This window comes from Ferrovibrio sp. (assembly GCF_046297895.1).
Lineage (GTDB): Bacteria > Pseudomonadota > Alphaproteobacteria > Ferrovibrionales > Ferrovibrionaceae > Ferrovibrio.
Map to the genome: position 1 here is coordinate 1 of NZ_JBKBHC010000003.1, position 14,341 is coordinate 14,341.

At 66.5% G+C, this 14,341-nt stretch carries 13 protein-coding genes; 7 read left to right on the top strand and 6 right to left on the bottom strand.

Going from position 1 to position 14,341, the window contains the following annotated elements:
* The first annotated feature begins 134 nt into the window (after positions 1-134).
* From ACK4FK_RS04915 to ACK4FK_RS04930, 4 genes are all read left to right on the top strand, one after another.
* Entirely contained in the window at positions 135-1,133 is a 999-nt protein-coding gene (locus ACK4FK_RS04915; RefSeq protein WP_409741936.1) for a YeiH family protein, read from the top strand.
* Positions 1,134-1,276: 143 nt separating this feature from the next.
* Complete coding sequence (locus tag ACK4FK_RS04920) at positions 1,277-1,663, top strand: ArsR/SmtB family transcription factor (RefSeq protein WP_409741939.1); 387 nt, start codon at positions 1,277-1,279, stop codon at positions 1,661-1,663.
* A 55-nt stretch (positions 1,664-1,718) separates the two neighbouring features.
* Entirely contained in the window at positions 1,719-3,164 is a 1,446-nt protein-coding gene (locus ACK4FK_RS04925) for an FAD-dependent oxidoreductase (RefSeq protein WP_409741942.1), read from the top strand.
* Positions 3,165-3,167: 3 nt separating this feature from the next.
* On the top strand, positions 3,168-4,367 hold the full coding sequence (locus tag ACK4FK_RS04930) for an MFS transporter (RefSeq protein WP_409741945.1): 1,200 nt from the start codon (positions 3,168-3,170) through the stop codon (positions 4,365-4,367).
* Here the strand turns inward: ACK4FK_RS04930 and ACK4FK_RS04935 are convergent.
* The 5 genes from ACK4FK_RS04935 to ACK4FK_RS04955 form a co-directional block, all read right to left on the bottom strand.
* The gene (locus ACK4FK_RS04935; RefSeq protein WP_409741948.1) at positions 4,364-4,813 is read right to left on the bottom strand and encodes a type II 3-dehydroquinate dehydratase; all 450 of its coding nucleotides are present in this window, start codon (positions 4,811-4,813) and stop codon (positions 4,364-4,366) included. The genes ACK4FK_RS04930 and ACK4FK_RS04935 overlap by 4 nt on opposite strands.
* Before the next feature lie 24 nt (positions 4,814-4,837).
* The gene (locus ACK4FK_RS04940; RefSeq protein WP_409741951.1) at positions 4,838-6,139 is read right to left on the bottom strand and encodes a TRAP transporter large permease; all 1,302 of its coding nucleotides are present in this window, start codon (positions 6,137-6,139) and stop codon (positions 4,838-4,840) included.
* Positions 6,136-6,642 (bottom strand): TRAP transporter small permease, encoded by a 507-nt coding sequence (locus ACK4FK_RS04945; protein WP_409741954.1) that lies wholly within the window; start codon positions 6,640-6,642, stop codon positions 6,136-6,138. Before ACK4FK_RS04945 ends, ACK4FK_RS04940 begins: the two co-directional genes overlap by 4 nt.
* Positions 6,643-6,721: 79 nt before the next feature.
* Positions 6,722-7,723 carry a TRAP transporter substrate-binding protein DctP gene (dctP, locus tag ACK4FK_RS04950; protein WP_409741957.1) on the bottom strand — a complete coding sequence of 334 codons (1,002 nt, stop codon included), beginning with the start codon at positions 7,721-7,723 and terminating at the stop codon, positions 6,722-6,724.
* Positions 7,724-7,791: 68 nt separating this feature from the next.
* Positions 7,792-8,808, bottom strand: a complete 1,017-nt coding sequence (locus tag ACK4FK_RS04955) for a shikimate dehydrogenase (protein WP_409741960.1) — start codon at positions 8,806-8,808, stop codon at positions 7,792-7,794.
* A gap of 225 nt (positions 8,809-9,033) precedes the next feature.
* Between ACK4FK_RS04955 and ACK4FK_RS04960 the strand changes: the two genes are divergently transcribed.
* Both ACK4FK_RS04960 and ACK4FK_RS04965 read left to right on the top strand, forming a co-directional pair.
* The gene (locus tag ACK4FK_RS04960; protein ID WP_409741963.1) at positions 9,034-9,714 is read left to right on the top strand and encodes a TetR/AcrR family transcriptional regulator; all 681 of its coding nucleotides are present in this window, start codon (positions 9,034-9,036) and stop codon (positions 9,712-9,714) included.
* A gap of 111 nt (positions 9,715-9,825) precedes the next feature.
* Positions 9,826-11,745 (top strand): bifunctional sugar phosphate isomerase/epimerase/4-hydroxyphenylpyruvate dioxygenase family protein, encoded by a 1,920-nt coding sequence (locus ACK4FK_RS04965; RefSeq protein ID WP_409741965.1) that lies wholly within the window; start codon positions 9,826-9,828, stop codon positions 11,743-11,745.
* Between the two features lie 11 nt (positions 11,746-11,756).
* On the opposite strand, the gene ACK4FK_RS04970 is transcribed toward ACK4FK_RS04965, so the two are convergent.
* Entirely contained in the window at positions 11,757-12,977 is a 1,221-nt protein-coding gene (locus tag ACK4FK_RS04970) for an NAD(P)/FAD-dependent oxidoreductase (protein WP_409741968.1), read from the bottom strand.
* Between the two features lie 116 nt (positions 12,978-13,093).
* Here ACK4FK_RS04970 and ACK4FK_RS04975 point away from each other — a divergent pair, with 116 nt between their 5' ends.
* Positions 13,094-14,338, top strand: a complete 1,245-nt coding sequence (locus ACK4FK_RS04975) for a hypothetical protein (RefSeq protein WP_409741971.1) — start codon at positions 13,094-13,096, stop codon at positions 14,336-14,338.
* The last annotated feature ends 3 nt before the right edge of the window (positions 14,339-14,341 follow it).

Here is a 14,341-nt window from a genome sequence, read left to right on the forward strand (position 1 = left end):
CCATGCTGGCCGAGATGCGCGACATGCTGGATGGGCTGGGCTGGCAGGAAGGCTCCACCACCGGCGCTGGCCAGTATGTGATCGAAAAGGCATTCGTCGAGCAGTAGGCGCGGCGTCGGGCATACGGGGCGGCGATGACGGCGCTGCGGAATAGCGCGGTGCAGACATGGCGGGCCCTGCCAGGTCTGCTCTGCGTCGCCCTGGTGGTCCTGCTTGCGCATATTGCCCAGGCCGCCATCCAGCCCGGAATATTCGGCCTGGGCACCATGGCCTTCATCGGCGGCATGGCGCTGGCAAGTATTCTCTCCCTGCCGGCGAATGTCGCGCCAGGCCTGCAGGTGGCAACCAAACCCCTGCTCCGGTTCGCAGTGATGCTGCTGGGGCTGCAGATGAGCGTCGACGGGCTGGTCGCGATCGGGTGGCCGGTGCTGCTGGCGCTGCTGCTGCTGGTTATCGTCACGCTGGCGCTTGTGCGCGCCATGACGCGATTAATGCGGATCGATGCAGGGCTTGGGCTGCTGATCGCGGTTGGCTCCGCCATCTGCGGCGCTTCCGCCATTCTCGCGACCAACCAGATCCTCCGGCAGGATGAGCGGCGGGTCGCCTTCGCCGTGGCCTGCATCACCATTTTCGGAACCGTTTCTGTGCTTGTCCTGCCTCTGGCCGGACAGGTTCTTGGCCTGACCCATGACGCCTATGCCGTCTGGGCCGGCGCCGCGATCCATGAAGTCGCGCAGGTCGCGGCCGCCGCCAGCTATGGCGGCACGGATGTCTCTCCGCTGGCCATCGCCGTCAAGCTGGCGCGTGTTCTGTTGCTGCCGGCCGCCGTCCTTGGCCTGGCCTGGCTTTCGGAAAGCCCGGCTCATTCGTCCCGTGGACGGGCGAAGGTGCCGGGTTTTGTTTTCGGTTATGCGGCCTGCGTCGTCTTGTCGTCGACAGGCATGATTCCGATTGGTGTCCTGGACATGGTCAAAACGGCTACGGCCTTGTTGCTGGCGGTATCGCTGGCGGCAATCGGCCTGCAGTCCAGCCTGCGCAATTTCGGCGGCTGCGGATGGCAGCCCCTGGTCCTCGCGGCCTTCGCCTGGGCTGCCATAACCACCGGCGGCCTTGCCGTGGCTCTGCTACACTAGGCCAGGCCGGCCGGCGGCACGCTTCGGGTTTCACGCGGCTGTCTGGATACCTGAATTCCGCGAACCGGCAGGACGCGTGCCGGGGGGTTGACGGGCCCGCAACGCCGTTCTATGTTATTCGTCGAATAACGAATGAACTGATCATGGCCGCCACCACGAAATCCAGAGCCAAAACCCGCCGGTCGGGCGCAAAGCCGGCTGCGCGGGCGGTCGACTGCTCTCCCGCCTGCATGGCGCCGGCCGACTTGGCTGAGCCGATGCGGCCCGAGGACGGCGAGCTGGCCGAGCTGGCCAAGGCGCTGTCCCATCCCGTCCGCGTCCTCATCGTGCGCAACCTGCTGCGCATCGGCACCTGCTATTTCGGCAAACTCGCCGACCTGCTGCCGGTGGCGCCATCCACCGCCTCGCAGCATCTCACCATCCTGAAGGAAGCCGGCATCGTGAAGGGCGAAACCGATGGCGAGCGCCCCTGTTACTGCATCGATCTCGCCCGGCTGCGCCGTCTGCAGCATCTGGTCGGGGACCTGTAAAAAAATTTGGCCCATGTGTTCGGTATTAGACGAATAACGAAAAGGAGCTTTGGTCATGAATGCGATCGCGCAGAATTCCCATTCCGGGCTGCCGGGCAACCTGCCGGTGGCGGTGATCGGCGCCGGGCCGGTTGGCCTGGCCGCCGCCGTCCATCTGCTGGCCCGCGGCCTGCCGGTGAAGCTGTATGAAAGCGCCGCGGCGCCGGGCGCCCATGTGCGCGCCTGGGGCCATGTGAAGCTGTTCTCGCCCTGGGTCTACAACATCGACCGGCAGGCGCAGGCGCTGCTGGAGAAAACCGGCTGGCAGGCGCCGCTGCCCCTGGCCTATCCCACCGGCGCCCAGCTGCATGACCTGTATCTCAAGCCGCTGGCCGATACGCCGGAACTCAGGGCCGTGATCGAGACCGATGCCCGCGTGGTCGCCATCAGCCGCGCCGGCCACGACAAGATGAAAAGTGCGGGCCGCGAGACCGCGCCCTTCGTTCTTGCCATCCGCAAGGGCGATGGCAGTCAGCGCGAGGATCTGGCCCGCGCGGTGATCGATGCCTCGGGCACCTGGTCGCAGCCCAGCCCGATCGGCAGCCATGGCCTGCGCGTGCCGGGCGAGGCGGCCCATGGCGGCCGCATCGCCTATGGCATTCCCGATATCCTGGGCCGCGACATCGACATCTATGCCGACAAGCGTGTGCTGGTGATTGGCGCCGGGCATTCGGCCGCCAATGTGCTGCTCGATCTGGCGCAGCTTGCCGGCCGCGCGCCGTATACGAAAATCGTCTGGGCGGTGCGCGGCGGCAGCCTGAAGCGGCTGTTCGGCGGCGGCGAGAACGACAAGCTGGAGGCGCGCGGCGCGCTGGGCCGCGCATTGGAAAACCTGGTCGCGACCGGGGGCCTAGACCTGCATATGCGCAGCACGGTGATGCGCATCGACGCGACCGGCGCCGGCCTGGCCGTGACGCTGCAGCAGCCGACCGGCGCGGGCGAGACCATCGAGGTGGATCGTATCATCGTCGCCACCGGGCAGCGCCCGGATCTGGACATGCTGCGCGAGCTGCGGCTCGATCTCGATGCGGCGACCGAAAGTCCGCGCGCGCTGGCGCCGCTGATCGATCCGAATGTGCATTCCTGCGGCACGGTGCGGCCGCATGGCCATCGCGAACTGGCGCAGCCCGAGGCCGGCTTTTATCTTGCCGGCATCAAGAGCTACGGCCGCGCGCCCACCTTTCTGATGGCCACCGGCTACGAGCAGGTGCGTTCCATCGCCGCAGCGCTAGCGGGTGACATGGCGGCGGCCGACGACGTGCAGCTCGATCTGCCCGAAACCGGCGTGTGCAGCAGCGACCTGCAGGAAGACGGCGGCTGCTGCGAGTCCGCCGTTGTGGGCGCGGGCTGCACGACGGTGAAGGAAACCGTACCCGAAACCGGCGCCAAAGCCTGCTGCGGCACGGCCAAGCCGCGTGTTAAGGTGACTGGCACCGCCATGCCTGCCGAGGGTTGCTGTTGATCCATGCCGCTGTCCCATGAACGCCGCACCGTCGTCACCATCGCCCTGGGCACGGCCCAAACCCTGAGCTGGGCCTCGACCTATTATTTGCCGGCCATCCTGGCGGTGCCGATGGCGAGCGATTTCGGCATCACTACCGACTGGGTCTATGGCATCTTCTCGGTGGCGATGCTGATGACGGCCTTCATGGGGCCGGCCGTCGGCCGCCGGATCGACAGCTTCGGCGGTCGCGGCGTGCTGATCGTCTCGAGTCTGGTCTTCGCCGCCGGCCTTGGCCTGCTCGGCTGGTCGCCCAATCTGCCCGTTTTCGTCGTCGCCTGGCTCATCGTCGGCCTTGGCATGGGCATGGGCCTCTACGAGGCGGCGTTCGCGGCACTCACCGCCATCTATGGCCGCGGCGCTCGCGGCGCGATCACCGGCGTCACGCTGCTGGCCGGCTTCGCCAGCACGATCGGCTGGCCGGTCTCTGCCCTGGTCGAGGCCGAGATGGGCTGGCGCGCCACCTGCTATGTGTGGGCGCTGGCGCATCTGCTGCTGGCGCTGCCGATCTATGTCTTCATGATCCCGAAGGAACTCGGTGCGCATGTCAGCATCGAGGCTGCCGCGCCGGCGCCGGATGCGGCGCCGCTATGGAATCGCCAGATGCTGCTGCTGGCCTTTGCCTTCGCCGCCACCTGGATCACCAGCACGGCGATGGCAGCCCATCTGCCCCGCCTGCTGGAGGATGCCGGCGCCACCAAAACGGTTGCCATCGCCGCCGCCGCGCTGGTCGGACCGGCGCAGGTGGCGGCGCGCGTGCTGGAATTCAGTCTGCTGCAGCGTTTCCATCCGCTGCTGTCGGCGCGGCTGGCCTCGGTCACTCATCCCATCGGGGCCGTTGCCGTGCTTCTGCTCGGCGCGCCGGCGGCCTATTTCTTCACCATCATCCACGGCGCGGGCAACGGCGTGATGACCATCGCCAAGGGCACGCTGCCTCTGGCGATCTTCGGGCCGGTCGGTTATGGCCGCCGCCAGGGCCTGCTTGCCGCGCCGTCGCGCTTCGGCCAGGCCGCATCGCCTTTCGTGTTTGCCGTGCTGATCGAGCGGTTCGGCGCCGGCGCGCTGATGTTCACCGCCGGCCTTTGCGCGGCCGGCTTCATCGCGATGCTGCTGCTGCGCGCCGAGGCGCCAGACGCACTGAACGCCTCTGTCAAAAGCAGCTAGCGGCCGCGCAGCAGGTGCCCGGTCATTGCCCGCACGGCCACGTCATAGCCCTCGGGGCCCAGACCGGCGATCACCGCCGTGGCGACCTTCGAGACCAGCGAATTGTGGTAGATCGCCTCGCGCCGGTGGATGTTGGAGATATGCAGTTCGATGATTGGGCCCGGAAACTGCTTCAGCGCATCGAGGATGGCGATCGAGGTGAAGGTGAAGGCTGCCGGGTTGATGACGATGCCAGCGGCCCCGCCATCAATGGCCTTGTGGATCCAGTTGATGATCTCGCCCTCGATATTGGACTGATGGAAACGCACCGGCCGTGCGCCGGCGGCTGCGCGGCACATCGCCTCCACCTCGGCCAGGGTGGTGTGGCCGTAGATTTCCGGCTCGCGCTTGCCCAGCCGGTTCAGGTTGGGGCCGTTCAGGACAAATAGCGGCTTCAGGTCGGTCATCGCATCCTCGCTGCGTTGGAAAGCTCAGCCCTGGTAGCCAAGCAGGCGCGGCAGCCAGAGCACGAGGTCGGGCAGCGCGGTGATGAGGGCCAGCGCCACCACCATGGCAAACAGGAAGGGCATCACATCGCGCACGATGTCGCGGATCGGCACGTTGGCGATGCGCGTCATCACGAACAGCAACAGGCCATAGGGCGGCGTGATCAGGCCCAGCATGATGTTGACCACCACCACGATGCCGAAATGCACCATGTCGATGCCCAGTGCCTTGGCCGCCGGGATCAGCACGGGCACCACCACCAGCAGGATCGTAGTGCCTTCCAGCAGGCAGCCCAGCACCAGCAGGATCACGTTCACGAGGATCAGGAAGCCCAGCGGCGTCAGTTCCCAGCCGGCGAGCAGGATCTTGATGTCGTTCGGGATGTTCTCCACCGTGACGACGTAATTGAATACCAGCGCGCCGGCGATCAGCATGCCGATCGAGGCCGAGACGCGGGCGCTGCCCAGAACGGATCTGTAGAAATCGCGCAAGCTGACGCTGCGATATAGTAGCGCCGAGATCAGCAGCGCATAGGCGGCGGCCACGGCGGCCGCCTCCGTCGGCGTGGTGGCGCCGCTGTATATCCCGCCCAGCAGCACGACGGGCATCATCAGCGTGGGCAGGGCGCGCCAGGTGATGCCGGGCAGATCGCGCAGCGGCGTGGGCTTCTCGACCGGAAAATTCTCGCGCCGCGCGCCGATGGCCACGATCACCATCTGGGCAAAGGCCATCAGCAGGCCCGGCACCACGCCGCCGAGGAACAGGTAGCCGATCGAGGCATCCGAGACCAGGGCATAGAGGATCATCGGGATCGAGGGCGGAATGATCGGTCCGATCACCGAGGTGGCGGCGGTCAGCGCCGCGGCATAGCTGGCGCGGTATTTGCCGCCGGCCGTCATCATCACCTGCATCATCTTGCCGGTGCCGGCGGCATCGGCGATGGCCGAACCCGACATGCCGGCAAAGATGATGCTCTGCAGGACGTTCACCTGGGCGAGGCCGCCGCGGAAACGGCCGACGATGGCGTTGCAGAATTGCAGCAGCCGCTCGGTCATCGACCCGATGTTCATCAGCTCGGCGGCCAGGATGAACAGCGGCACGGCCAGGATGATGTAGTTGACATACATGCCGTTCAGAAGCTGTTCGGCCGCCGTGCCCATGTCCAGGCCGGCCAGCCACAGGTACAGGATCGAGCCGGCGATCATGGCGTGGCCTATGGGAAGGCCGAGGAAGGCCAGCACCGTCATGGCGACGATGCAGATCGAAAAGGGACTGGCGATGTTCATATGCCGGATGCCGTCTTGGTGGGGTCAGCCTCGGCCGGTGCCGTGCCCCGCATCGCCTGCCAGCAGAGCCAGAGATAGCGCACCAGAACCGCGACGACGAAAATGACGTAGATCGAGAACAGCCAGTCGAAACGGATCTTCAGGTAGGCCGATTTCTCAACTTTCATGAAGGCGACGTAATCGGCCACGGCGGGGAGCGAGGTGCCGTAGAGCAGGATCAGAACGGTGCCGCTGAACAGCAGCATGGCGCGGCGCAGTTTCGGGCCGGCGGCCGCATGCAGCAGGTCGAAGCGGATTTCCTCGTCCTCGCGCAGCACGAAGGCGGCGCCCCACAGAACCAGCCAGAGCCAGAGGATCGCGCTGATCTCGTTGGTCCAGCCGATCGGCAGGTTCAGCACATAACGGAAGATGATCTGCAGAATGAAGGCGGCGAACATCGCGGCCAGCATTGCCGCCAGGACATTCTCGCCGCGCCGGTACAGCCAGGCGGCCAAACTCTCCAATCGCTGATGCACAGGTGCCCCGCCGGTCCGCTGGTCAAGTGACGGAAGCCCCGGGCATCCGGGGCTTCCGCCCATGGTGCTAGAGTGCGTTGATCTTGTCGACCATGCCCTTCGGCCAGTCCTTGGCCAGATCGGAGGCCAGGTATTTGGCCTGCGCATGCTTGCGGAAGGCGGCCTGGTCCGGTTCGTAGATATTCAGGCCCTTGCTCTTGAGGAACGTAACCAACTCCTTTTCGCGATCCTGGTGCTTCTGGGTCGAGAAGGCGATGGCGGCGTCGGCTGCGGCCTGGAAGCGTTTCTGCTGGTCGGCCGACATGCCTTTCCACACCTTGCTGGAAACGGTGAGCAGGTCGAAGCCGACCAGGTGCGAGGTCAGCACGATCTGCGACATCACCTCGTAGAACTTCATGTTCTCGACGTTGGGCAGCGGATTGTCCTGGCCGTCGATGGCGCCGGTCTGCAGGCCGGTGTAGACCTCGGCATAGGCCATCGGGGTCGGATTGGCACCCAGCGCCTCGCCCAGGAACTGCCAGGCCTCGCCCGGCGGCATGCGCAGCTTGATACCGGCCAGATCGGCGGGGGTGGTGATCTTCTTGTTCGGCTTCAGGCCGACCTGGCGCGAGCCGAAATAGGTTGGGCCGAGAATGTGGATGCCGAGCTGGTCGTCGGCCATCTTCTTCATCTCGGCACCCGGTGCGCTGGCGAAGAACTTGGTCAGATGGCCGGCATCGCGGAACAGGTAGGCGGCCGTCAGGATCGACCAGGCGGGAATCTGCTTCGAGATGTCCTGCGGCGCGATGTTGCCCATTTCCAGGTTGCCGCGCTGGATCGCGACCAGTTCGGTGCCCTGCTTGAACAGGTTGCCGCCGTAATAGCCCTCGAAGGCGAAGTCGCCGGCGATGCCCTCGGCGAATTTCTTCATCATCTCGGCGCGGATGTCCTGTTCGGAGAAGACGGCCGAGAAGCGCAGTTTCGGCTTGCCCTGCGCGAATGCGGGGATGCCGAGGCCGGACAGGCCGGTGGCCGCGGCGGCCAGACCGGTGCCGGCGAGAAAGCGGCGGCGCGTGGTGTGCATGCTCATTGTGGTTCCTCCCGATTTTTCACTCTGTTGCGGATGTGCGGTTACTGTAATCCCTTGGTGATATGCGTTCAGGCCGCGGCGGCGAAATGGGTCGCCATCGCGGCCATGTCCGACTTTCGGCCGGTGAAAAGTTCGAAGGCACGCACGGCCTGGCCGATGGCCATGCCGGTGCCGGCCAGCGTGCGGCAGCCCAGGGCGCGCGCCGCGCGCAGCAATTCGGTTTCCTGCGGGAAATAGACGATCTCGGCAACCCAGTGATGGCGACGCAGCAAGGCGGCCGGAAACGGCGTGCCGGGATATTTCGCCATGCCGACCGGCGTGGTGTTGACGATGCCGTCGGTCCAGCCCAGAAGCGATTCCAGAAGCGATTCCCGGGTTTCGGCCGTGCCCGCGCCGGCCTGCACACGCTCGCCCCAGTCGCGTCGCATATGCGCGGCCAAGGCCTGCGCCCGGGCCGGATCGGTGTCGACGATCTCCAGCCGCTCGACGCCGAGCTGCATCAGCGCATAGGCCACCGCCGCGCCCGCGCCGCCCGCGCCGAACTGCACCACCTGGCGCAGCGGCACGTCGCTCAAGCCGGCGCGGAAGCTTTCGGCAAAGCCCCAGCAGTCGGTGTTATGGCCGGTGGTGGTGGCGCCAGCGCCGGCATAGACCACGGTGTTCACCGCGCCGATGGCGGCCGCTTCGGGCGACAGCGCGTCCAGATGCGGCAGGATCTGCTGCTTGAAGGGATGGGTGACGTTGAAGCCCTGGAAACCCAGCGCCGCGCCGGCGGCCAGGATGTCGGGCAGGGCCGCATCAGGCAGGCGCAAGGCGTCGAAATCGACCAGGATATAGGCGCAGTCCAGGCCCAGCCGCGCCGCCTCGCGCTCATGCATCATCGGCGTGCGGGATTGCTGGATGCCGCGACCGATCAGGCCGACGAGCACCCCCGCGAGACTGGCGGCGGACACGAGGGCGGCCGTCTGCGCGGATGTGGTCCGGCGCGCGGTCAGCGGATGCGCCGCCATCACGGCCTGCAGGGCCCTGATGCAGGCGTCGCGGCCGGATGTCTGGCGTTCAGACCTGTCGGAGCCTGACGACACGGTTCCTCCCGGGGAAAATTTCTCGCTGCACAATGTACGAAATAGTTAGTATAGTCAAACCCGATTCCGGCCGGCCAGGGTTCCGGCATTGGCTTGAGGCAGGAATTCTCTTTGTTTGCGGCGTGTTAGCTATTTGCAAGGCGTCGATCCGAGGGCAGTATGCAACAGACCACTCAGGCCATGGGCTGGCGCGCGCGGACCGCGTCGGCAGGAAAATCCCGCCCGATGACACAATCTTCCAGACCGGCCCCCAGGCCCTCCTCCAGACCGACCGCTACCGCCCGGACGCGCAGCCCGGAAGCGACGCGGCAGGACATCATCGACGTCGCGATGCGCGAATTCGCGCAGAACGGCTTGTCCGGCGCGCGGGTGGACGAGATCGCCGCCAAGACCGGCTCCAGCAAGCGGATGATCTACTACTATTTCGGCGACAAGGACGGCCTGTATCTGGCCGTGCTGGAAGAGGCCTACCGCAAGGTGCGCACCACCGAGGCGCAGCTCGATCTGGAGCATCTCAAGCCCGCCGATGCCCTGCGGCGGCTGGTCGAGTTCACCTTCGACCACCACCATTCCAACGAGGCCTTCATTCGCCTGGTGATGATCGAGAACATCCACCATGGCGAATATCTGGCGCGCTCCAAGACGATCCAGGACCTGAACGTCTCGGCCATCGGCGAGCTGGAACGCATCTACCATCGCGGCCTGCAGGACGGCGTGTTCCGCAAGGGGCTCTCGGCGATCGAGCTGCATTGGCAGATCAGCGCGCTCTGCTTCTTCGGCGTTTCCAACCGCGCCACCTTCTCGCAGATCTTCCGCGTCGACCTGACCTCGAAAAAGGCCCTGGCCGCGCTGCGGGCTCAGGTGGTGGAGATGGTTCTGCGCAATGTTCTGAAACACCCGGCCTAGGCCGGCCGGCGGTGATGCGCCAGGCCGGTTTCGGCCGGCGCAATAATGTACGAACCAGTTCGATCAAATACAAAACAGAGCCCGGCCCGGGCCGGTTCCAGGGAGGCCGCCATGACAACCGCGACCATGAAGACAGCGCCCCTTAAGACCTCGATCGCCACCGTTTCGCTCAGCGGCACGCTGGAAGAGAAGCTGCAGGCCATTGCCGCTGCGGGCTTCGACGGCGTGGAAATTTTCGAAAATGACTTCCTCGCCTTCGACGGCTCCCCGCGCGAGGTCGGCCGGATGGTGCGCGAGGCGGGGCTGCAGATCACACTGTTCCAGCCCTTCCGCGATTTCGAGGGCATGCCCGAGCCGCAGCGCGGCCGCGGCTTCGACCGTGCCGATCGCAAGTTCGATATCATGCAGGAACTGGGCACCGACCTGATGCTGGTCTGCTCGAATGTCTCGCCGCTCTCGCTCGGCGGCATTGATCGCGCCGCCGATGATTTCCGCGAGTTGGGCGAGCGTGCGGCGCGCCGCGGCCTGCGGGTGGGTTACGAGGCGCTGGCCTGGGGCCGGCACATCAACGATCACCGCGATGCCTGGGAAATCGTGCGCCGCGCCGATCACCCCAATATCGGCCTCATTCTCGATTCCTTTCACACGCTGGCGCGGCGGATCGACGTGGCATCCATCCGTGCCATTCCGAAGGACAAGATCTTCATCGTGCAGCTGGCCGACGCACCCCGCATCGAGATGGACCTGCTGCACTGGAGCCGGCATTATCGCAACATGCCAGGCCAGGGCGACCTGCCGGTGGTCGACTTCATGCGCGCGGTGGCGGCCACCGGCTATGACGGACCGCTGTCACTGGAAATCTTCAACGACCAGTTCCGCGGCGGCTCGCCCAAGGCCATTGCCGTCGATGGCAAACGCTCCCTGGTCAGCCTGATGGACCGCGTGCGCCGCGAGGAACCAGGCACACGGATCGTGGTGGCCGATATCCCCGACCGCATTCCCGCGCATGGCATCGAATTCATCGAATTCACCGCCAACGAGCAGGAAGGCGCCGAACTGGCCGCCCTGTTTCGCATGTTCGGCTTTGCCAAGGCGGCGCGGCACAAATCCAAGGATGTCACGCTCTGGCGCCAGGGCGGCATCAATCTGCTGATCAACAGCGAGCGCGAGGGCTTTGCCCACAGCGCCTATGTGATGCATGGCGCCGGTGTCTGCGATATCGGCCTGCGCGTGGAGGATGCCGCCGCCACCGTGCTGCGGGCGCGGGCGCTGGGCGCCGAACCTTTCGAGCAGCCGGTCGGCCCCGGCGAGTTGCGCATCCCGGCCATCCGCGGGGTTGGCGGCGGCGTGATGCATTTCATCGATGCCAAGAGCGAATTATCGAGGCTGTGGGAGATCGATTTCGAGCCGGTCCGCGATGCCGGGCAGGCCGGCGATGCCGGCCTGGTGGCCATCGACCATGTGGCGCAGACCATGAACTACGAGGAGATGCTGACCTGGATCCTGTTCTATACCTCCATCTTCGCCACCCATAAGACGCCGATGGTGGATATCGTCGATCCGGCCGGCCTGGTGCGCAGCCAGGTGATCGAGAATGACAGCGGCAGCCTGCGCATCACCCTGAACGGCGCCGAGAACCGCCGTACGCTGGCCGGCCATTTCATTGCCGAAAGCTTCGGTTCGGCCGTGCAGCACCTGGCCTTCGTCTCGCGGGATATTTTCGCCACGGTGGCGGCCATGAAGCGCAACGGCTTCCGACCGCTTGCCATCTCGCAGAACTACTACGACGACATCGAGGTGCGCTTCGGCCTCGAGCCCGGCCTGCTCGATGCGCTGCGCGAGCACAACATCCTCTATGACCGCGACGGCGAGGGCGAGTATTTCCAGATCTACAGCCCCAATTACGGCGAAGGCTTTTTCTTCGAAGTGGTGCAGCGCCGCCGCTATGGCGGCTACGGCGCGCCGAACGCGCCATTCCGCATTGCCGCGCAGAAGCGCAGCCTGAAGCAGAAGGACCGGATCGAAATCTAGCGGGCCTGTATTTAGCGCGACTGGACCTGCCGCAGCCAGCGCACGACGCCCAGGCCGGCAGCCAGCCCCGTGGCCAGGCAGCCCTGCAGCAGATAGCCACCGGTCGGCGCCTCCCAGTCCAGCATCTCGCCGGCCACGAACACGCCCGGCCGCCGGCGCAGCATCAGATGCCCGTCCAGTTCATCCAGCGCGATGCCGCCGGCGGTGGAGATGGCGCGCGCCAGTCCGAACGGCGCGGTCAGTCGCAGGGGCAGGGCGCGCACCAGCGTCTCCAGCGGGGCCGCGCTGCCGGCATGGAGGGCCTCCTGCACCAGGCCGATGGCCACCGGCGGCAGGTTGATCTGCTTGCGCAGGAAGTTGGCCAGCGAAGCGCCGCGCCGTGGCTGGCTCAGCTTGTCATGCAGTTCCGCATCATCCATGTCCGGCCGCAGGTCGACCTTGAGTTCTGCCGCGCCGTTGCGCGCGATGGCGTCACGCAGGGCCGATGACAGCGCATAGACCGCGCCGCCCTCGATGCCCTGGGCCGCAATCATCGCCTCGCCACGGATCGTCTGGCCGGCGAAACCAAGCGCGATGCGTTTCAGCGGCTGGCCGGCATGGCGGCTGCGGAAATGCTCCGACCAGGCAACATGGAAGCCGCTGTTGGCCGGCTGCAGCGGGGTAATCGCGAGATCGGGCAGCAGAGCGGTCCAGCTCCCGTCGGCGCCCAGGCGCGGCCAGGAGGCGCCGCCCAGCGCCAGCACCGTGGCATCGGCGGCATAGGCGCTGCCATCATTGAAGCGCAGGGTGTGGCCATCGTCGGTCCAGCCGGTCCATTCCGCACGCGTCTTCAGCGTCACGCCCAGATCGTTCAGCCGTGCGAGCCAGGCGCGCAGCAGGGGGCTTGCCTTCATCGCGCGCGGAAACACTCGGCCGCTGCTGCCCACGAAGGTGGGTTGGCCCAGGCCTTCGCACCATTGCACCAGGGCTTGCGGTGGAAAGGCCTCCAGCGCGCTGTGCATCCAGCCCTCCGCCGCGCCGTAGCGCGTGCGAAACCGCTCGATGGCCTCGGAATGGGTGATGTTCAGGCCGCCACGCCCGGCCATCAGGAATTTGCGGGCCGGGCTGGGCATGCGCTCGAACACTGTTACCGCGACGGCCTTGCCGCCCTCGCGCGCGACCGTCTCGGCTGCCATCAGGCCGGCCGGGCCGGCGCCGATGACGGCAACGCGCTGGACAGGGATCGTGTTCATGAGCCTGTAATGCCGCCTCGCCGCCGGCCGCGCAATGGGCCGGCTTCCTCGCTCGGTGCTTTATTGTCGCGGCCGACGATGCCAATCTGGTCTTCCGATCCGATTCGCATCTTCGCATGACCGAGCCAGAACAGACCGTACCGACCGATCCGCTGCTGCGGCGCAATTTTGGCCTCGGCATCGCCAATGGCACGCTGGTGGATGCCAGCGACCAGATCGCCTCGCCCAACATCGTCGTGCCCTGGCTGCTGCATGCGCTGGGCGCCTTCGCCTTTGTGGTCTCGGCGGCCGTGCCGCTGGTGCGGGCCGGCCAGCTCGCCGCCTCGCTCGCGCTTGGTCCCGTCGTGGTGCGGGCGCCACTGGCCAAGCTGCTGGTCGGCCTCGCTACCTTCGCGAAAGCCATCGCACTTGGCGGCATGGCGTTGGCTGCCTGGCTGCTGCCGCCGCTGCCCGCCATCGCCGCTATCGTGGTTTTGCTGCTGCTGGTCGGGCTGGCCAACGGGCTCGGCGGCCTGGGTTTCCGCCAGCTTGCCGCCAAGGCGATCCCGGCGCATCGGCGCGGCGCCTTGCTGGCATTGCGACTGGCCGCCGGCGGCCTGTTCACCGTTCTGCTGCTGTATGTGTTCTATGCCCAGCACGAGGCGCCGCGCAGCATCGACGGCTATGGCTGGAAGCTGCTGATCGCCGCCATCTGCCTCACGCTTGGCGCGCTTGCCATCCTGCTGTTTTTCGAAAGCCGCGGCACCGTGGCCGGAACAAGTCTGCCCTCTCTGGCCGACGGCTTCCGCCTGGCCGGCCGTTCGCGCTGGTATCGTTCGTATCTGCAGATGCGCGCGGTGGCGCAGGGCATCGACATGACGGTGCCCTTCTTCGCCATCCATGCCGCCAACGTCACCGGCGCGGCCCATGCGCTGGGGCTTTTTGTGGCCGCTTCCACGCTCGGCGGCGCGCTGGCCGGCCTGCTGCTGGCGCGTTTCCTGGATCAGCATGTGGAGCTGGTGCTGCGCGCCGCCCCGGTGCTGGCGCTGCTGGCCGCCGGCTATGCGCTGCTGCTCGACCTGCATCTGGGCTGGCGCACGGCCGAGGCCTATGCGCCGGTTTTTTTCGTCGCCGCCGTGGCCGGGCAATCCTACTGGCTGGCCTGCGACACGCTGGCGCTGCGCAATCTCCAGCTTGCCGAATTGCCGGCCGGCAGCGGTCTGGCCGCAGCGGTGGCCAGCGTGGTGGCGATGGTGATGGCGCTGGCCTTCGGCGCGGTGGCGCATTCCACCCATGTGCTGGTCGCCATCGGCCTGCTCGGCCTGCTGCTGCTGGGCGGCATGCTCAGCATCGAGCGGGTGATCGCCGCCACGAGAAACTGAAAC

Excerpts from the sequence above, each read along its gene's own strand:
- ACK4FK_RS04915 (WP_409741936.1), top strand. The coding sequence starts at position 135 with ATGACGGCGCTGCGGAATAGCGCGGTGCAGACATGGCGGGCCCTGCCA.
- ACK4FK_RS04920 (WP_409741939.1), top strand. The coding sequence starts at position 1,277 with ATGGCCGCCACCACGAAATCCAGAGCCAAAACCCGCCGGTCGGGCGCA.
- ACK4FK_RS04925 (WP_409741942.1), top strand. The coding sequence starts at position 1,719 with ATGAATGCGATCGCGCAGAATTCCCATTCCGGGCTGCCGGGCAACCTG.
- ACK4FK_RS04930 (WP_409741945.1), top strand. The coding sequence starts at position 3,168 with ATGCCGCTGTCCCATGAACGCCGCACCGTCGTCACCATCGCCCTGGGC.
- ACK4FK_RS04935 (WP_409741948.1), bottom strand. The coding sequence starts at position 4,813 with ATGACCGACCTGAAGCCGCTATTTGTCCTGAACGGCCCCAACCTGAAC.
- ACK4FK_RS04940 (WP_409741951.1), bottom strand. The coding sequence starts at position 6,139 with ATGAACATCGCCAGTCCCTTTTCGATCTGCATCGTCGCCATGACGGTG.
- dctP (WP_409741957.1), bottom strand. The coding sequence starts at position 7,723 with ATGAGCATGCACACCACGCGCCGCCGCTTTCTCGCCGGCACCGGTCTG.
- ACK4FK_RS04960 (WP_409741963.1), top strand. The coding sequence starts at position 9,034 with ATGACACAATCTTCCAGACCGGCCCCCAGGCCCTCCTCCAGACCGACC.
- ACK4FK_RS04965 (WP_409741965.1), top strand. The coding sequence starts at position 9,826 with ATGACAACCGCGACCATGAAGACAGCGCCCCTTAAGACCTCGATCGCC.
- ACK4FK_RS04970 (WP_409741968.1), bottom strand. The coding sequence starts at position 12,977 with ATGAACACGATCCCTGTCCAGCGCGTTGCCGTCATCGGCGCCGGCCCG.
- ACK4FK_RS04975 (WP_409741971.1), top strand. The coding sequence starts at position 13,094 with ATGACCGAGCCAGAACAGACCGTACCGACCGATCCGCTGCTGCGGCGC.